This is a genomic window from Crateriforma spongiae, assembly GCF_012290005.1.
Taxonomy (GTDB): Bacteria; Planctomycetota; Planctomycetia; order Pirellulales; family Pirellulaceae; genus Crateriforma; species Crateriforma spongiae.
On sequence record NZ_JAAXMS010000004.1, the window covers coordinates 197,882 to 217,226 of the forward strand.

Here is a 19,345-nt window from a genome sequence, read left to right on the forward strand (position 1 = left end):
TCGCAAGCATCGCTCGGGCCAGAGCGATGCGTCGACCGTGGTGACACCTTCACCGGAACGACGCAGTCACACCGATCCATCCGTTTCAGCCGGTTTCAACGCCGATTTGTCGGTGCGTCCAGGCTGGCGACGACGTCTTCATCGTCGGACGAAGCTGACGCATCGGCGGGGCCCATTGCCAGCCCGATCCAGCCGTCACGCAGAATCAACTGGGACACTTCCAAGTCTTGCACCGCCGGGTGCTCGGCCATTTGCGGCATCGTCAACGGCAGCGGACGATCGTCATCCAGGACTTTGTTGAAGATCGCTCGTGCGGGCAACCGCTGTCGCATGCTCATTCGCGGTCCTTGGATCGACAGGCCGCTGTCGCGAACCAAGTAAGCGCGATTGCCATCGAATTCGGCGCGGTACTTTGCACGCACGATGAAGGTCCTCAGTTCGAAACCGTCTTCGCCCTTCAGTTGGACGATTCGCAGCGTCAACCACAATCGATCGTCTTCGATTTCCACCGTGATCGGTCGCGTCGGTGCGAACTGGATCGTCACATCGTCGGGCAGGTCCGCGATGATGGGCCGTGTGTCGACACCGAACTGGGACATCGCCGAATCGACCATGTCGCGGATGGACGCCGGTTCGTCACGAGGAACCATTTGTTCCAACGTGTTGTTGATCGCCGATTGATGCAACTGCAGACTCATCAGACTGTTGTGGGGCGCCCTCGGTCGCGGGGTGAACGCGGCCATCTGCCAGTCGCCCGCCAAACGATACCGAGCCAGCAAACGCGATGGCGTCGTTTCCATGTCGACGACCATCGGTTCCAAATCCATGCGTCCGAGCGGTCCGACCACGACGTCGCTGAATTGGCCCGTCGCTTTGCGGACTTTTTCTTGGACTTGTTGATCGATTTCGCCCGAGATGCTTTGCCGGATTCGGCTTTCGGTGATTCGGTTGGCGATCGGTGCAGAATCGGCGTACCGTCCCGCTGCGATGCTGCGGACCAGGGAACCGATCAGCGGCAATCCGTCATAGTCGCTGCGGATTCCCCGCAAACGCGTTTGATTGTTCACCGAGACCGACGACGATCCGATTTTCACCGCGTCGGTGGTCAACTGGATCGGCGTGGAGGCAAGGAAATTGCTGTTTCCGACCGTTCGCAGTGCCACCGGACCGTTCAGGCCGACGGCGCGAGTGGACACGTCGCCCTGGGTCAACAATTCAAGTGACCAGCGATCACGTGACGGCACCAGCCGAAGGTCCAGATCGCTGTTGATCTGGCTGGTTCCCCGCACGCGACTTCCCAGCAAAGTCGTGCGCACCGGTTGCACTTGTGATTGCACCGGAGGAAGCAGGCGACGCATCAGTTGATCGGTCACCGCAAACCGCATGTTGGCATTGCGATAGTGCGTGGTGATCGACTTGGCGACGGCGACGGAAGCTTCCCGACCACTGAAACGCAATGACTGCACGGCGTCGGCAACGTCGATCGCACTCAGGTCGATCGCATTGTTTTCTTGACGCTCCAGATCGCGGACCAGCTTGGCATAGTCGATCGGAGTGGCCGACCAAGTACGAAGCGAATCGGCAAGCTCGTTGACTGCCGGTCGGTCCAGCCATTGACGCTGGGATGGCTGCAATCCGTACCACTGCAAACGTGACAAGAACCGCTGGGCGACTTCCGCACGTGCGGCAGGCGATCCGTTGTCCACGGCCGCACGGATGTCATCCAAAAGCAGGAATTCATGCCAGCCGCCTGGGTCGTTCGACCGGGCCAGTTCGGATTCCACCTGATCAGCCAGCCCGGCAATCTTGGTGGCCAGTTTTCGTGCGGCGTCCGAATCGGCCAACACAGAAAACACCGGTCGCGATCCATCGATGCTTTGCCGAGCACCCGAATCAACGACTTTCCAAACCGCCCCCCAAACCGCCAAGCGTCGGTTCAGCCCGTGAGCGGTGCGCAGCCATTGAATCTGCAGTTGGCGATCGTCGACTTGTTCCGCCAGCTGCAAGCCGGCTTCGGCAAACGTTGCCAGTTGCTGCAGGGTGGATCCCGCGTCTGGGTCGCCCAGCCAGTCGAAAGACTGCAATCGTCGCAAACGACTGTCGACTTGCCCGGCCCAGCGGGCGGCCGGATCGTCGGCAAATGCACCGTCCTGGGCCGAGGGAAAATCGCCGGCGGTTGCGATCCCCGCCAAGTCATTCAGCATTTCGTGCAAGGCCGCCGCCTCGGGCCAGCCCGCCGGATGCGTATCGCCCTTGTGTTGGTTGGCGGCGGCAACGTCACGAGCTGCCGATTCCGGTTGGGCGTCGGGCGTCTGCTTGGCCGCCGGTGCTTGGCCCAGCGAAATCGGTTCCGGCTTGGTCGGCGGCGCCGGTGGGCCGTCGGGCTTGTCGGTATCCGTTTCCGTGCCATCGATGCCCAGCGACTGATGATCCGGACGATAACGCCCCAACACGCGAATGGATTCCGGCAACACGCTTTTGTGTTCCCGCCGCGTCGATGCGGTGACGGTGCGCGGTCCCAACGGCACGACATCCCATTGGATCGAATCCGACGTGCCGTACGTTTCGCTACGAAGCATCGAAAGCCCGGCCAGTTCACGATTGGTGTTCAGCCGCGGGGCACGCGCGATCACATTGGTCGGCCCACCGACAACGAATTCGTGAAGGTCCGACGCATCCGGTGTGTTCGGTTGCGTTGCGGGCGGTTCGGACGGTTTCCATCGTCCGGCGATCGGATTCTTCAGCACCGGCCAGCTTTGCCGCAATGCCACCAGGGAACCGTCGACGGTACGTCGTGCCGGAGCGATCTGGGGTTGGACCAGCTTTGCCATGGAGTTGGCTCGGGTGACCAATTCGACCGCCGCGCTGCCGGCGCGGCTCCGCATTGCCGCCAGATCAAGCGTCGAGAACCAAGTCATCGACGAGATCGTGGAGGAGGCGACCAGCGGCCAGACCAGTAGTGCTCGTTTAATTTCCTTACGCATCGTGCGTATCTGCCCATGTGATGAGAGGGATTCTGCGATCAGCCCTGACCGCTGCAAAGGTTCATCGACCGTCAGGGGTCCCCTGTCCACGCCTGCTTCGCCGCGGTGCCCAACCGCCAAGTCCGGCGTCATCCCAATGGCCGATACGACCCCACCAGGTTGCGTTTCTGGATTCCGATTGCGGGTCCCCGAAACTTTCACACGGTCTTGGCGTGACGAAACGCTGCCGTTTGAGTAGCTTTTGCGGTATGAGCGAATCCACACTGCCCCCCGAATTGAAACGCATCTACGTGGCCGGCCATCGCGGCATGGTCGGCGGCGCCGTTTGTCGGCGTCTGCAAGGTGAAGATGTGCAGGTCGTGACGGCCAGTCGGAATGATCTGGATTTGACGGACGCGGCCGCAGTGGAAAGCTTTTTTTCCCAGCAACAGGTCGATGCGGTGATTTTCGCCGCCGCAAAGGTCGGCGGCATCGTTGCCAATAACACGTATCCGGTGGAGTTTCTGTCGGACAATGTGCTGATGGCGACGAATGCGATCCAGGCGGCCTATCGCAGCAAAGTGAAACGCTTTCTGTTTTTGGGCAGCACGTGTATCTATCCCCGCGATTGTCCCCAGCCGATCGTCGAAGATTCGCTGTTGACCGGGCCCTTGGAACCGACCAACGAAGCCTATGCTTTGGCCAAGATCGCCGGACTGAAATTGTGCCAGTACTATCGTCGCCAATACGGCGCGATGTTCCACAGCGCGATGCCGACCAATCTTTATGGCCCGGGCGACAATTACCATCCCGAACACAGCCACGTATTGCCCGCGCTGATCCGCCGATTCCACGAAGCCAAATTGGACGGTATCGAAACGGTCACGATCTGGGGTACCGGATCACCACGTCGCGAATTTTTGTTTGTCGATGACTTGGCCGATGCTTTGGTGCACTTGCTGGGCGTCAACGACCCGCCGGACTGGGTCAATGTCGGCACCGGTGTTGATCAAACGATTTTAGATTTGGCCAAGTTGGTGGCCGAAACCGTCGGCTTTGAAGGTAAGATCGAAACCGACCCGTCACGCCCCGACGGCACGCCGGTCAAATGCACCAACGTGGATCGCCTGCACGCATCCGGCTGGCGGCATCGCGTCGACTTGGCCGAAGGGCTGCGTCGCACCTACGAAGCATTCCTGGCGGAACAATCGGCCGGCCAATTGCGGGCGGTTTGATCGATCCCCGATCCGTTCCAACCCATCCTTCTTTTCTTTTTTAGGTTAGAGCCTTTACCGTCATGACCAAGTCAGCATTGATCACCGGGATCACCGGCCAAGACGGCAGTTACCTTGCGGAACTGTTGTTGGAAAAAGGGTACACGGTGCACGGGTTGGTGCGTCGAAGCAGTACGTTTTCGACCGAACGGATCGATCACATCTATCAAGACGTGCACGACAACCCGAACCTGTTGCTGCACTACGGTGACCTGACCGACGGGCAAGCGTTGACCAACCTGGTGTTGGATATCCAGCCCGACGAGATTTACAACCTGGGTGCCCAAAGCCACGTTCGTGTTTCGTTCGATCAACCGGTTTACACACTGCAGGCCGTCGGCGTCGGTGCGTTGAATGTTTTGGAAGCCGCGCGGTTGCTGGACAAGCAAAAATCGGTGCGTGTTTATCAGGCCAGCAGCAGCGAAATGTACGGCGACGTGATGGAAACGCCGCAGAAGGAAACGACGCCGTTCAACCCGCAATCGCCCTACGCTTGTGCGAAGGTTTACGCGTTCCATCAAACCGTCAACTATCGCCGCAGTTACGACTTGTATGCCAGCAACGGCATCCTGTTCAATCACGAATCGGAACGTCGCGGTGAGACGTTTGTGACGCGAAAGATCACGCGTGCGGCCGGCCGAATCAAAGTCGGTCTGCAAGACAAACTGTACTTGGGCAACATGGACGCCAAGCGTGACTGGGGTTATGCCAAAGATTATGTCGAAGGCATGTGGCGCATCCTTCAGCACAGCGAACCGGATGACTTTGTCTTGGCCACCGGCCGCACCGAAACGGTTCGCGATTTCTGTCGTCTGGTTTTCGAACAACTGGACATGAATTACGAAGACCACGTGGAGATCGATCCGCGTTACTTCCGGCCCGCCGAAGTCGAATTGTTGCTGGGCGATTGCACCAAGGCGAAAGAAAAGTTGGGCTGGACGGCCACGACGGATCTGGAGGAATTGGCCCGCATCATGACCCAGCACGATTACGAGCTGGCCCAGCGCGAAGCTCATTCGAAGACCTTCGTGCCGAACTAGGCTTCGGTTCCCCGTTCTCGGGATGCCTGAAAGCCGGTTGGAAATTCTGAAATTGCCGCGTGCATCGCGGCAATCGGTTGCCGCATCGCAACCGGGCATGTCCGGCCTGGGCACCGCTTAGGGCGGACGCTACGATTGCGCCATGGCAAAGAAGAAGAATTCCAACACCGGATTTGAGTACGTCGAACCCATCGGGGATCGTGTGTTGGTTCGCAAAGACGAACCGAAACGCGAAACCCGTGGCGGCATCGCGCTTCCCGATGCGGCGGAGATCCCGACGATCACCGGTCGCATCGTGACGATCAGCGCGGTGGTCGAAAATGACGACGAATTGCCGCTTCGCCAGTACGACAAAATCTTGTTCCACCCGAAGAATGCGATCCCGGTGGATTTGGAACACGACAACCAGTTGTTCGTGATCCCGGTTGACGACGTGGTGGCAGTGTTCCGCCGCGACCCGCCTGCTGAGTAGCCCAACAGCCGAATAGCCCGGCTGCTGAATAGCCCGGCTGCTGAATCTTCGCGACCTGGATCAAAGTTGCCGTTGGTGGTTTCGGCCGGCAATTCGGACCGGCCCCGAGTGAACCACCCGATCACGCGTCGTCTCCTTTCTTTTGACGTACGCCGGCCGACCTATCCGTCTTTCTCGCCGCCCGGTTCCCGCCGGGGCTGACCCGCCGTCATCAACTCGCGATCCGCCGCCCGCGGCGATACTTCTTGGTCGCCGACGACACGATTCCGCCCGGTGTCGCTGAAGTCCGGGGCTGACGAAACAGCCGCCAGGCATCTAAAACATGGGGCTTTACCGCTTCGCAGCCTGGATGCCTGAACCCCGATGTCCGATTCCGCCAGTCCGTTTCGCGCCCCCAACGGCAGCCCGAACTTTCCGTCGCTTGAGCAAGAAGTGCTGGAATTCTGGGACCAGAACGACATCTACGCCCAGTCGCTTTCGCGTCGCAAAGACGCCGATTCATTCGTTTTCTTCGAAGGCCCGCCGACCGCCAACGGGCTGCCCCACCCGGGACACTGTTTGACGCGTTCGATCAAGGACGTGTTTCCCCGATATCAGACGATGAAGGGGCTGCGTTGCCAACGCAAAGCCGGTTGGGACACCCACGGTTTGCCGGTGGAAGTCGAAGTCGGCAAGGACCTGGGCATCCACAGCAAAGAAGAAATCGAAGCCTACGGCGTCGAACCGTTCATCCAAAAATGCGAACAAAGCGTCTTTCGCTACATCCAACAGTGGCAACAACTGACCCGACGTTTGGGGTTCTGGGTCGACCTGGATGACGCGTATGTGACGTACCACCAAAGCTATGTCGAAAGCGTTTGGTGGAGTCTGAAGAACCTGTTCGATCGCGGACTGCTGTACCAAGGTCACAAGATCGTGTGGTGGTGGGCCCAAGGCGGAACGGCGCTGTCGGCCGGCGAAGTCGGGCAAGGGTACCGTGAGGTCGCCGACCCCAGCGTTTACGTTCTGTTCCCGCTGGTCGATCATCCCGGGCGAAATTTGGTCGTTTGGACCACAACGCCCTGGACGTTGCCCAGCAACATGTACGCCGCGGTGCATCCCGAATTGACGTACAGCATTTGTCGGGACGACGAAACCGACAGTGAATTGGTCATCGCCAGCGACTTGGTCGAAACGATCGCCGGCAAGTTGAAACGCGAACTGCCGGTCATCGGTACCGTCGGCGGCAAAGAACTGATCGGTTTGCGTTACGAACCTCCGTTCGATTTCTACAAGAACAAGCTGGGCGACCCGCAAGGCAAGCTGATCGACGGCGGCAGCGAATCGCTGTACTGGCGTGTGGTCGAAGCCGACTTTGTCACCACCGACAGCGGTACCGGTTTGGTCCACCAGGCGCCCGCTTTTGGTGAAGTCGACCATGAGGTCCTGGTCCAACAACGGTTGCGGTTCACCGACGACAGCCGTCCGGAACTGTTGTGCGCCGTCGGGCCGGACGGCAAATTCACCTCCGAAGTCGCCGGCGACGCCGCGCTGGATTCGGTGGTGGGTGTTTGGGTCAAAGACGCCGACAAACCGCTTTCACGCATGCTGAAAGAACGCGGCCGGCTGTTGCTGTTGGATCAATACCTGCACGAGTATCCGTTCTGTTGGCGTGCCAGCAGCGATCCGTTGATCCAGTATCCGCGTCAAAGTTGGTTCGTCCGCACGACCAAGTTCAAAGACTTGATGCTGAAGAACAACGCCCAGATCGGTTGGCAACCCGAACACATTCGCGACGGACGTTTCGGTAATTTCTTGGCGTCCAACGTCGACTGGGCACTGTCGCGCGAACGTTACTGGGGCACGCCCCTGCCGATCTGGGTTTGCGAATCGACCGGGCGTGCTGAAGCGATCGGCAGCTACGACGAACTGCTGGCCAAACCGGGCGTCGACGGAACGCAGTCGTGGGAAAAGGCCAAAGCGGCCGATCCGGATCTGTCCGAGCACTTGAAAGTTCACAAGCCGTACATCGACGACGTCACCTACGATTCGCCGTTCGCCGACGGTGCACGGATGCGACGTGTGCCGGAGGTCATCGATTGCTGGTACGACAGCGGCGCGATGCCGTTCGCCCAGTACGGATGGCCACATCAAAACGACGATCTGTTTGCCGATCAATTCCCGGCCGATTTCATCAGCGAAGCGTTGGACCAGACCCGTGGTTGGTTCTACAGCCAACTGGCGATCAGCACGATGTTGTTCGGCGAAGGCGGTTCGCTGGTTGCCGAAGGCCATCAACCGACCGGACAATCGTTGCAGCCCGATTTGCCGTATCCGCATCCGTATCGCAACTGCATCGTGCTGGGGCTGATGCTGGGCGAAGACGGCAAGAAAATGTCGAAGTCGGAAAAGAACTATCGCGAACCCGATGAGATCTTTGATCGCTACGGTGCCGATGCCCTGCGATGGTTCTTCTTCAGCGGCCAGACACCTTGGACGGCGATCCAGTATCGCGAGCAGGCCATCAAGGATTCGATCCCCGAATTCTTGTTGCGGCTGTGGAACGTGTTCAGTTTCTTCATGATCTATGCCGAAATCGACGGCTTCGATCCAACGGCGGCGACGGCGGCCGATGCCAATCTGAGCCCCGAAAGTTTGGCTTCGGCACCGACGTATCGCCCGGCCGATCAACGCAGCGAAATCGATCGCTGGATCCTGTCCGAGCTGAACCAGACGATTCAAACCGTGACCGAGCGGATGGATGCGCTGGACAACTACAACGCTTGCGAGGCCATCACGCACTTGGTCGATGGGCTAAGCAATTGGTACGTCCGTCGCAGCCGCGATCGTTTCTGGGCGTCCGACAAAGATTCGGCGGACAAGCATGACGCGTATTGGACGTTGTACGAATCGCTGTTGCAGGTCAGCCGGCTGATTGCGCCATTCGTGCCGTTCATCGCCGAAACGTTGTGGCGTCGCTTGGCCGAACCGTTCGGCAACACCGCGGCGGCCAGCGTGCATTTGTGCGACTATCCCACAGTGGACTCATCGCGGATCGATGCGGATCTGACCGATTCGATGTCACTGTTGCGTGAGATCGCGTCGATGGGACGCAGTGCCCGCGCCGATGCGAAGTTGAAGGTGCGTTTGCCGCTGTCGAAAGTCGAAGTCGTTTTGGCCAGCGACGACCGGGTGCAGTGGCTACAAAGTCACGACGCATTGGTGAAGGAAGAATTGAACGTCAAGCAAGTCGAATACACGACCGAAGGCGATCAGTATGTCCAGTACACGGTTGTGCCGAACTTCAAACGTTTGGGGCCCAAGGTCGGAAAACAAGTTCCCGCGGTGAAAAAAGCTCTGGCTCAAGCCGACGGAAATGAATTGCTGGCCCTTCTGCAGCGTGACGGAAAAGTCACGTTGTCGCTGGGCGATGGGTCAGTGGATTTGGACAACGACGATATCGAAGTCCGATTGCAGGCCCGCGACGGCTGGGCGGCCGCGCAGGGACGCGAGTGCGTCGTGGTGCTGAACACCGAGGTCACCGATGAACTGCGTCGCGAAGGTGCCGCGAAGGACTTGATCCGCGTGGTTCAGAACGAACGCAAACGCATCGATTGCAACTATACCGACCGCATCGAAATCGGCATCGTCAGCGACGACGATGATGTCAACGCGGCGATCGATGCACACGCCGAATTGATCAAGGGGGAAACCCTGGCCGACGCATTGATCACATCCGCGTTGGATGGCGTCGATGCCGCGAAGTCGGACTTGGGATCGGTGTACGTGCGAAAGGTTGACGGCTGATGAATGCAGGACAATCGCCACCGGATTCCGATCGTCCCGGCGTCGACGAACCTTTGCGTGTGGCGGTGTTCCTTAGCGGCAGCGGGCGGACGCTGGCCAACCTGATCCGGCACCGCGACGAATCCGGATTGCCGATCGATTTTCGGTTGGTGATCGGCAGCCGAAGCGGGCTGAAGGGACTGCAGATCGCGGAATCGGCGGGCATCACCACCCGCGTGGTTCGCAAATCGGACCATCCCGATCCCCAGGAATACTGTCGCGCGATGTTTGATCCGTGCCGAGACACCGGCGCGGAACTGGTCGTCATGGCGGGGTTCTTGAAACACGTTTTGATCCCCACGGATTTTGAAAATCGTGTGATCAACATCCATCCGTCGCTGTTGCCCGCTTTCGGCGGCCAGGGAATGTATGGTCACCGAGTGCATCAGGCGGCCATCGACCGTGGGGTGCGGATCAGCGGATGCACCGTCCATTTTGTCGACAACCAGTACGACAATGGGCCGATTCTGTGGCAGCGAAGCTGTCCGGTACGGCCGGGGGATGACGCCGACGCGTTGGCCGACCGAGTCTTTCAGCAGGAATGCCAAGCTTTGCCCGAGGCGATCCGAATGGTACACCAGGATTGGCGTCATTCCGGCGAACCCACTGGCGGTCGCGATACAATGCGACAGTAGGGAAAATGCACCCCACAGACTGTGTTTGACGTGTCGCGCACGTTGCACCGGTCGATGCCGGTCGGTCCGTCATTTGGTGCACGTCATGGATTTACAAAACAAAGTCGGTCATGGGCGTTGTCCGTCGAACGATCGTGATTGCGGTTTGGATCATCGGGGCCATCGGGCTTTCGCCGGCTGTTTCTGCGCAAAATCGCGACGGCATCGACCCCTCGGCGGGGCAGGGCGTGTGGATCGACATCGCACCCCCGTTGTCGCGTGAACTGGTCGATGACGTCTTGGCCGGTTTGGATCAACTGGCACAGTCCACGCCCGGTGATTCGCGTCGCACCGTCGTTCTTGCCTTTCGCGAATCCGCGTCGGACGTCCAAACGGAATTCGAAGAAGCATTGCGTCTGGCCCGACGAATCAATTCGCCGGATTACCGCCGGTTGCGAATCGTCGCGTTTGTCGATGGGCGAATCACCCGGCACACGGTCCTGCCGCTTGCGGCTGTGGAACGGTTGATGTTGTCCAACAACGCGGTGTTGGTCGGATTTGATTCGAAACAAGAATCGATCGACGAAACGGTCCAGGCCGCCTATCAAGCTATTGCCAAGCGTCGCGGTTTGTTTCCCGAATCATTGGTTTCGGCTCTGGTGGATCCGGATGCCGAATTGGTGCGTTTGACCACGTCCGATGGCGGGCGACCACTGGTGACCGCAGACGAATTGCAATCGATGCGGCAAAGTGGCGATGTCATCGAAGAAGACATCTGGAAAGCGTCCGGCGAAGCATTGTCGGTGTCTGCCGTCCAGCTTCGTGATCTGCGTGTGGCCACCGACGTCATCGCGACCGGCCGGCGTGACGACGAAACGACCGCGCAGAAGATTCGCGAAAGCCTGGCCGCTCGATTGGATTTAAGCCAGTTGCGTCCTTTGGCCACCGACGTCGGGACGTCGGATCGACGGGGCGTCCTGTTGGAAATGATCGGATCGGTGACGACGGCCAAGTCACAGCGTTGGCAAAGCAATCTGAACGCGACCTTGTCCGGCGATGTGAACACTTGGCTGGTGTCGGTGGATTCCGACGGTGGCAGCTTCGGCGAAAGCATGGGGTTGGCGGGATGGTTTGCCAGCCCGACGCCTCCGCTGCAACGAGTTGTCGGTTTTGTTCCCGGACGTGCCATCGGGGACGCGTCCATCATCGCCACCGCTTGCAAACCGTTGTATCTGTCGCCCGATGCAAAGCTGGGTGGTCCCGGTGCCGATTCGATCCAGCCGGAACAGGTGGTGGACCAACGCGAATTGATTGAATTGATTGCCCGACGAACGAACCGATCGGCCGGGTTGTTGATGGGGCTGTTGGATCGTCAACGACAGGTGTTCCGGTACATCAACAAATCGACCGGACGCGTGCGGTATGCGACGCCACAGCAATTGGTCGAAGACGCCGACGATCCGGATTTGGAACGTGACCGTTGGCGGCAAGGTGAAGCGATCGATTTGTCCGCAGGTCTGACGGCGGAGCAGGCCGTGCAGTTGGGCTTGGCCGACGGGATCGCATCATCTTTGGATCAGGTGGCAGCCCAGGCCGGATTGCCCGCGGTGCCCGCACCGGCGGCCGACCGCGGCATCGTGCGGGCTGTCGAAAGCATCGGTCGCCGCCAGGGACTGGCGTTTCTGGCGTTGATGATCGGCTTCATGATGCTGTCGACCGAAATGAGTGCACCGGGGCTGGGGATTCCCGGCTTCGTTTCGATGATCTGTTTCGGTTTCTTTTTCTGGGTCCAGTATCTGAACGGGACCGCGGAATGGTTGGAATTGTTGGCTCTGGTGTTGGGCTTGGTTTGTATTGCCATTGAATTTTTCGTGGTTCCCGGGCTGGGGATTTTTGGCATCGGCGGTTTGCTGCTGACGATGTTGGCGGTGGTCTTGATGAGCCAGACGTTTGTGGTGCCGCGAAACGTGTATCAGGTCGAAGTGTTGACTCGAAGCGTTTGGATGGCACTGGGCGGATTGGCCAGCACGATGGCCGGGTTCGCGCTGATACGCTACTTCATGCCGCATTTGCCGGTGCTGAACACCCTGGTGATGGAACAACCCGATGCGCAGTTGATCGACCAGCAGGAACGCTTGGCCCATTTCGAAGACTTGCTGGGACAGACCGGGACGACCATGACGCCGTTGCGTCCGTCGGGTAAAGCAAGGATCGGTGAACGCGTCGTGGCAGTGGTCAGCGACGGCCAGGCGGTCGAACGCGGCGCGACCGTTCGCGTGATCAAAGTCTTGGGCAATCGGATCGTGGTCGAAGAAGCGACGTGATGGCATCCACTTACTCCTTCGGCCTGTTGATCCTGTTCTACGTGCTTTTGGTGCTGGAGTTTCTCGTACCAAGCGGTGGCCTTTTAGGCGTTGCCGCGGTTGCGTCGGCGGTTGCCTGTCTGGTCACGGCATTTTCGCACAGCGTGTTTTTGGGGACGGTTTATTCGTTGGTCATCATGGCGACGACGCCCGTGGTGCTGATGCTGGTCATCAAGTTTTGGCCACACACGCCGATCGGACGCCGCATTTTGAATCGACGCCCCGGTCAAGCCGATCCGCAACCGCCACAAAAGGTGACCCCGTCGGGTGTTTCCTATCCGGATTTGATCGGACAGACCGGGCAAGCGACGACCGACCTGTTGCCCAGCGGACGAGCACGAATCGGTGGCGACGCGTTGGACGTCACATGTCTGGATGGACCCGTGGATGCCGGCAAGGCGGTACACGTGGTCGACATCAGCGGCGGTCGAATCCGCGTCCGTCGTGGGGTTGGCCCGCAGCAAATGACCGCAGGGTCACAACCCGCCGGACAACAAGATTCCGCTCAAACCGATGCGGCAAGCACGCCGGCGGATCGTCAGCCAGAGAGGGTCAAAGATCTGTCGTTCGACTTGGACGATATCGAATAGCCGCGGTTGATGATGCGGCTAGCGAAGAGCTTTCTTTGACGCTTCCAAGACGTCGATCGCGCTGACACCCTGGCCGATTCGATACGGCGATGCGATGCCGGCGGTGACGAAACGTCGGGCGCGTTCGATGGCCGAAACCAAGTCCTTTTGGGACGCCAGGCCGGCGGTGATCGCGGCCGACAGCACGCAACCGGTGCCGTGCAGATTGCCGCCGTCGATCCACTGGGTGGTCCAGGTTTGTGTTTCCGGTCGACCGCTTTGGCCTGAACGCAGCGACAGGAAATCGACCGCGTGATTATCAAATTGGGCTTTGATCAAGACGGCCGGAACGCCCTGGTCGTGCAATCGCGACGCGGCAACGGGCAGGTCGTCTTCGCTTTCGATGCTGGTTTCCGCCAGTCGTTCGGCTTCGAATCGGTTGGGGGTGACCAGGGACGCGACGGGCAACAACTGGGTTCGCAATGCGTCGACCGCGCCGTCATCAATGATCGCGTGACCGTGTTTGCTGATCATCACCGGGTCGACCACGATCGGACATTTCAGTGGTGACAAAGCCGCCGCGACCGTGGCGATCATTTCGGCGGTTCCCAAAGCACCGGTCTTCACCGCGTCCGGCGGGATGTCACTGGTCACGCAATCGAATTGGCTTTGGAAAAAGTCCATCTGCAGCATTTCGACCGCTTCGACGCCTTGCGTGTTTTGCACGGTCAGCAGCGTCATCACCGCCGAACCGTAGACGCCGAAGGCCTGCAGCGTTTTCAAATCGGCTTGCATCCCGGCACCGCCCGACGGATCGCTGCCGGCGATGGTCAGTGCGACAGGATGGCGTGGGCCGAGAGGTGTTTCAGATTGGTTCATCGATCCAACTTTGGCGAGGGAAGCCCCGTAGTCTGTGACGGTTCGCGTGACGATGGAATGGGGGGATCACAGGCACTGTGACGCAGATGCGGGGCTGATGCGGCACCGATCCGATGTCTGGATCGTTTCGCGTGACTATCGATATCGTCCAGCGACTAAACTGCGTCGGTGGTTCCCACCCATTCTTTCATCGTTTCAAGTCACATCCACTGTGTCGGCCGCTGATCGGGCCGCCCGCCCCGTTTGCCGTCCGCGAATGTTTTCCGTCGAAACGTCTTATCTGTTTTTCGTCATCTTAAGTCTGGTCGTGGCCGCGATCGCCGCTTGGAAGACGGGCCGCCAATGGGCGTTGGGCGTTGGGGTGGCGGTGTCCATGTCGGCGGCCAGTTGGTTTGAGATCGAAATCGCTGGTTTCCCGGTCGATGTGCTGTCGACGGTTTCCATTGTGTTGTTGGTCGTCGCATCGGCAATGTATTGGCGGCGACTGTTGTGGCCCATCACCGTCATGGATGTTCTGATCACGGCTTTGGCGGTGTGGCATGGGGTCGTGGATCTGCAATACGGTGACCCTGTCGCCATGACGGCCGCGCGAGCCTATGCCGAATGGTGGTTGGCCTATGCCGCTGGCCGTTACGCATTCATGCACCGGAGTTCCTTGTCGGTCTTGGCCCCCTGGTTTGCAGGCGTTGCGGTCGTCTTGTCGATCGCGGCGATGATCGAATGCTGGACCGGCATCAATTTGTGGGAAGCAATCTTTCATGTGGCTGATGATCGAGTGAATCGTCCCGAAGGGTTGCGATTCGATTTGTTTCATCGTGCCATCGCGACGACACGACACCCGATCTTTTTGGGCGTGATCTTGATGCTGTTGTCACCCTGGGCTTGGGTGACGTGGGATTCGGCATTGACGCGGCGACGTGCTTGGTGGGGCGTCATCGCGTTTGTGCTGATTTTGATGGGCATCGCCGCCACGGTATCGCGTGGGCCGGTGCTGGGGATGGCGGTTGCCGCGGTCTTCTTTGCGTGTGTGCAGTGGCGAATCGCTCGGATCGTCCTGGTGCCGGTCATCGTGATCGCGATCGCGCTGCTGGTTTGGCGGTTCGATGACGTGGTGACCAAATTGGACGAATCCGTGGGCGTGCAATCCGCGACGATTGTCGAAGTCGACGAAGACGCGGAAATCTACACCGGCACGCGGAACCGCATCTTCGTGATGAAGATTTACGGGCCGATCGTCTTGAAGGGCGGCTTGCTAGGGTTTGGGACCGATAACACCGACCAGTTCCCGCCGAACGTGCCCGGGCTGCCCGCGGACAAACGCAGCCGGCTGCGACTGAGGATCGTGGACAACTCTTTTGTCTTGGTGGGGCTGCGTTTCGGGATCGTGGGACTGACGATTTTCACGTCACTGTTCGTCGCCGCGGTCGTCGGATGCCTGCGTCTGCGGCGTGCCGCGTCGACGTATCTGATCCCCTGTGGTCCGGTCAGTGTGACCGTTCTGGCGTCGATGTTCGTCGGGGTCGCGCTGGAGTTATTGACCGTGTACTGCGACTATGACTTTGTGCCGGTCTTGCTGATGCATTTCGGCGTCGTCAGCGGGGTTCAGTTGTCGATCCGCGAAGCGATTCGAAACCCCGCGTGACGATCTGGGCATTACAAAGATACTTTAGGACGACGTCGCGCGGTGAGTCGGAACGGGCCGGCCGGGCCGGAACGATTGGATCGATTCAACGATCAACTGGGCGCCGGTCTGATCGGCGACCTGTTTCAGCGACCGCTGGACGATGGATTCCAACGTTTCCGGTGCGATGGCGACTCGAGCGTTGACGACCATTCGAAACGATGTGGCCGCCAAGCCGCCGGTGGGCATCGACAAGGCGACATCGCTGTCGTTGCTGACCAAGTTCGCGACGGCGGAATCCGATTCGGTCTGCACGATGGCTTTGACGTGGGCGACCTCGGCGTCGGCGGCGGCAAACTGATCCTTCAAGTCGTTCAAGACCGCCGTCAGCGTCTGGTCCAGATCGATTGGTTCGGAATGCTGCCACGATGTCGTCGCGTTCAGCCAACCCAGTTCCGCTTCGCCGTCGGCATACACGTCATAGTCGACTTCCATGAACAGGTTATGCTTCGGCGCCGGTTGTTCGATGTGCCGGATCAAATCATCCAGGCCGTCGCCGGTCTTGGCGGACATGGCGACGATCGGACGCTCGGGAAAGTTCTTTTCGACGTTGGTTTCAAGCAACTGACGCTGGGATGGATCCAATTCGTCAATGCGATTGATGACCACGACGTCCGCTTCTTCCAACTGTTTGCGGAAAATGTATTCCGCGTTGGGCGAAAAACCGCGTTGGCCGACACCGGAGAGAATCTTTTGCCCATGGCTGGGTTTCAACAAAACCGCGTATGGCGCGACTTCGAAACTTTCGCCCAGCAACTGCATCATCGGAACGGCGATGGTCGCGATCAGGTCGGTGCACGATCCCACCGGTTCGGCCAAGATGACGTCGGGGCGATGAGCCTGGGACAACGATTCCATCTGGCCGACCAAGCCGTCGAAGTTGCAGCAGAAGCAGGAACCAGCGACTTCGCCGACGTCGAACCCTTGGTTTCGCAACAAGTGTGTGTCGACCAAGTGGTCCGCCTGGTCATTGGTGACAATGACGACGTTTTTGCCTTGTGACTGGTAGTGGCGGGCCAGTCGTGCCAGCGTGGTCGTTTTCCCGGCGCCCAGAAATCCGCCCAGCATCACAAATCGAATCGGTTGGCTCATGTCGTGACTGTTCGCTTGCAATGTTCAGGTGGGGTGGGGAGATCGGTGGGCGGCGCGCGTGGATCGTGCCGATGCACCAGTTTAATGACCGGCCCGACGCGTCGCCCGCTTCGGCTGACCGGGAAACCTTATTTGTAGTTCGGCGTCGGCGGCCGATAGTCGTCCAGGTTGATCGTGCGGAACCACTCGATCGTCTTCGTCAAGCCTGTGGCCAGGTCGGTCGTCGGCGACCAATTCAGATGCTTTTTCGCCAGCGTGATGTCGGGCTGGCGGCGTGTCGGATCGTCCGCCGGCAGCGGTTCAGTGGTCAGGGTGGATTTTGATCCGCTGATTTCGATCACCTTTTCGGCAAGTTCACGGATTGTGTATTCGTCTTGGTTGCCGATGTTGGCCGGGCCGATGAATCCGTCTTCGCAATTCATCAGTCGGATGATGCCTTCGATCAAGTCGTCGCGGTAACAGAACGACCGGGTCTGGGTGCCTTCGCCAAAGATCGTGATCGGTTCACCGGCCAAAGCTTGGCGGATGAAGTTGGACACCACGCGCCCGTCGAACGGGTGCATCCGCGGGCCATAGGTGTTGAAGATCCGAACGATGCGGACATCGACGTTGTTGTAGCGGTGGTAATCCATGAACAACGTTTCGGCGACACGCTTGCCTTCGTCGTAACAGGCCCGAATGCCGATCGGGCTGACGCTGCCGCGATAGCTTTCGGGTTGCGGATGGACCTCCGGATCGCCGTACACTTCACTGGTGCTGGCTTGCAGGATTCGGCCGCCACATCGCTTGGCCAGCCCCAGCATGTTGATGCTTCCCAGCACGCTGGTCTTGATCGTCTTGATCGGATTGAATTGATAATGGCCCGGAGCGGCGGGGCAAGCCAAGTTGTAGATCTGGTCGACTTCCAAAAAGACCGGCACCGTGATGTCGTGTCGGATCAATTCGAAGTTGGGATAGTCCAGCAGGTGAGTGACGTTGGTCTTTTGGCTGGTAAAGAAGTTATCCAGACAGATCACGTCGTGGCCGTCTTTGACCAAGCGTTCGCACAGGTGTGAGCCCAGGAATCCGGCGCCGCCGGTGACAAGAATTCGAAGCATCGGATTGGCCAGTGTCCCCAAGGAAACAAATCAATTCGTCGTGCCGCGAGCCACGCGCATCTGTGGCGGCGACCGACGGCAAGGTCTTTCGACGGGGATATTAACGGGAACCCGCCCCAGACGGCACCCGAGAATGCCGGAAAGCTCGGCCCGGGAAATCCGGCGACCGGTGTTGGATTCGTCAGACAATCTCACGGTGTGGCGACGCACCGTCGATACGCACGCTCATCCCCCCCTCGGTATACCGATGCCCGCGCGTATAGACTGTGCGTCGCGATGGCGTCGGCGCCATCGCACGTGACCGTGCACAAAAAGCTGTGGAATCTCATGGCCGACGAAAGTTTCATTCGGCGAAAACGCCACCTTCAAAATCTGGTCGTCATGGCCCTGGCCGATGGGCAATTGGGCGAACGCGAAGTCAACGTGGTGGCCGACCGTTGCATCGAGCTGGGGTTAAGCGAAGTCGAATTGCACGAGGCGATTCGGTACAGCCTGAGCGATGATGCGGCGTTGGAATTGCCCGAAGATCCGGACGAGCGCGAAGCCTTGATGAAGGATTTGATCCGCGTGATGGCGGCCGACGGTGACCTGCAAGAAAGCGAAAAAAGGCTGTTTGCCCTGGCCGCGGCACGGATGAATCTGACGCCCGATGATTTGGATCGGCTGTTGGCATCAATGCCGCCGATCAGTGACGCGGGGGCTCCGGTGCAAGACATAGAAACGGACGAAGGTTCAGAATCCTGAACCCACCGTGTATTTGAATGAAGGGAGGATCGCCGAGATGGCTCGCATCCTGATCACGTCCGGTCCGACTCGACAATACATCGATCCGGTGCGTTATTTGACCAACGCGTCCAGCGGTCGGATGGGCGCCGCCCTGGCCAACGCCGCGATCGGCTTGGGCCACGACGTCGTCATCATCAGCGGGCCGGTTCAGGTCGAATATCCGTCGGCGGCTCAAGTCATCCCGGTCAGGACGACCGATGAAATGCTGGATGCCGCGCAAAGCGAATTCGCCCGTTGTGACGGCGCGATCGGCGCGGCGGCCCCCTGTGATTACATGCCGCGTGTGGTCAGCGAACAAAAGCTGTCCAAAACCGGCCACCCGATTCAATTGGAACTGGTCGAAACCCCCGACGTCGTTGCGACGTTGGGCCAGCAGAAGCGCGACGACCAATGGGTCGTCGGATTTGCGTTGGAAACGGAAGACCATCGGTTTCGTGCGACCGTGAAGCTGCAGAAAAAACACTGCGACTTGATCGTCAGCAACGGCCCCCAAGCGATCGACAGCCAGGAAAACGAAGTCGAATTGCTGGACGTCCATGGCGACGTGATCGCCGATATCCGCGGCAGCAAAGAAGTCGTCGCCGATGAATTGCTGCGTCACATCGATCAGCGTCTGGTCGTCGCGCGGTCGGGTGCTTGACGCAACGCGATCGACCGATTGCCTTTGACGACTCACGCATCGGCGCCGCC

The 19,345-nt window shown here is 59.4% G+C and carries 14 protein-coding genes; 10 read left to right on the plus strand and 4 right to left on the minus strand.

Going from position 1 to position 19,345, the window contains the following annotated elements:
• Window positions 1-95 precede the first annotated feature (95 nt).
• Window positions 96-2,918, minus strand: coding sequence for a hypothetical protein (locus tag HFP54_RS12265; protein ID WP_168565348.1), 2,823 nt, complete (start codon window positions 2,916-2,918; stop codon window positions 96-98).
• A gap of 314 nt (window positions 2,919-3,232) precedes the next feature.
• Here HFP54_RS12265 and HFP54_RS12270 point away from each other — a divergent pair, with 314 nt between their 5' ends.
• The 7 genes from HFP54_RS12270 to HFP54_RS12300 all read left to right on the plus strand — a co-directional run bounded on the left by HFP54_RS12270 (window position 3,233) and on the right by HFP54_RS12300 (window position 13,141).
• Window positions 3,233-4,198 (plus strand): GDP-L-fucose synthase family protein, encoded by a 966-nt coding sequence (locus HFP54_RS12270; protein WP_168565349.1) that lies wholly within the window; start codon window positions 3,233-3,235, stop codon window positions 4,196-4,198.
• A 62-nt stretch (window positions 4,199-4,260) separates the two neighbouring features.
• Entirely contained in the window at window positions 4,261-5,277 is a 1,017-nt protein-coding gene (gene gmd / locus HFP54_RS12275; protein WP_145297236.1) for a GDP-mannose 4,6-dehydratase, read from the plus strand.
• A gap of 142 nt (window positions 5,278-5,419) precedes the next feature.
• The gene (locus HFP54_RS12280; protein ID WP_146413923.1) at window positions 5,420-5,749 is read left to right on the plus strand and encodes a co-chaperone GroES; all 330 of its coding nucleotides are present in this window, start codon (window positions 5,420-5,422) and stop codon (window positions 5,747-5,749) included.
• Window positions 5,750-6,112: 363 nt separating this feature from the next.
• On the plus strand, window positions 6,113-9,535 hold the full coding sequence (gene ileS, locus HFP54_RS12285) for an isoleucine--tRNA ligase (protein ID WP_168565350.1): 3,423 nt from the start codon (window positions 6,113-6,115) through the stop codon (window positions 9,533-9,535).
• The gene (gene purN, locus HFP54_RS12290) at window positions 9,535-10,209 is read left to right on the plus strand and encodes a phosphoribosylglycinamide formyltransferase (RefSeq protein WP_168565351.1); all 675 of its coding nucleotides are present in this window, start codon (window positions 9,535-9,537) and stop codon (window positions 10,207-10,209) included. Before ileS ends, purN begins: the two co-directional genes overlap by 1 nt.
• 110 nt (window positions 10,210-10,319) lie before the next feature.
• The gene (locus HFP54_RS12295; RefSeq protein ID WP_168565352.1) at window positions 10,320-12,512 is read left to right on the plus strand and encodes an NfeD family protein; all 2,193 of its coding nucleotides are present in this window, start codon (window positions 10,320-10,322) and stop codon (window positions 12,510-12,512) included.
• The gene (locus HFP54_RS12300) at window positions 12,512-13,141 is read left to right on the plus strand and encodes an NfeD family protein (RefSeq protein WP_168565353.1); all 630 of its coding nucleotides are present in this window, start codon (window positions 12,512-12,514) and stop codon (window positions 13,139-13,141) included. Before HFP54_RS12295 ends, HFP54_RS12300 begins: the two co-directional genes overlap by 1 nt.
• An 18-nt stretch (window positions 13,142-13,159) precedes the next feature.
• Here HFP54_RS12300 and thiD read toward each other — a convergent pair whose 3' ends face one another.
• Entirely contained in the window at window positions 13,160-13,999 is an 840-nt protein-coding gene (thiD, locus tag HFP54_RS12305) for a bifunctional hydroxymethylpyrimidine kinase/phosphomethylpyrimidine kinase (protein ID WP_168565354.1), read from the minus strand.
• Window positions 14,000-14,255: 256 nt separating this feature from the next.
• On the opposite strand from thiD, the gene HFP54_RS12310 reads away from it, so the two are divergent.
• Complete coding sequence (locus HFP54_RS12310; RefSeq protein ID WP_168565355.1) at window positions 14,256-15,641, plus strand: O-antigen ligase family protein; 1,386 nt, start codon at window positions 14,256-14,258, stop codon at window positions 15,639-15,641.
• Window positions 15,642-15,665: 24 nt separating this feature from the next.
• Here the strand turns inward: HFP54_RS12310 and HFP54_RS12315 are convergent, their stop codons facing one another.
• Together HFP54_RS12315 and HFP54_RS12320 are read right to left on the minus strand one after the other, a co-directional pair.
• Window positions 15,666-16,772: a GTP-binding protein gene (locus tag HFP54_RS12315; RefSeq protein ID WP_168565356.1), complete on the minus strand. Its 1,107-nt coding sequence runs from the start codon at window positions 16,770-16,772 to the stop codon at window positions 15,666-15,668.
• A gap of 128 nt (window positions 16,773-16,900) precedes the next feature.
• On the minus strand, window positions 16,901-17,869 hold the full coding sequence (locus HFP54_RS12320; protein ID WP_168565357.1) for a UDP-glucuronic acid decarboxylase family protein: 969 nt from the start codon (window positions 17,867-17,869) through the stop codon (window positions 16,901-16,903).
• Window positions 17,870-18,196: 327 nt separating this feature from the next.
• Here HFP54_RS12320 and HFP54_RS12325 point away from each other — a divergent pair, with 327 nt between their 5' ends.
• Window positions 18,197-18,613, plus strand: a complete 417-nt coding sequence (locus HFP54_RS12325) for a TerB family tellurite resistance protein (protein ID WP_168565358.1) — start codon at window positions 18,197-18,199, stop codon at window positions 18,611-18,613.
• A 37-nt stretch (window positions 18,614-18,650) separates the two neighbouring features.
• On the plus strand, window positions 18,651-19,295 hold the full coding sequence (locus HFP54_RS12330) for a phosphopantothenoylcysteine decarboxylase domain-containing protein (protein ID WP_146413910.1): 645 nt from the start codon (window positions 18,651-18,653) through the stop codon (window positions 19,293-19,295).
• Window positions 19,296-19,345 lie beyond the last annotated feature (50 nt).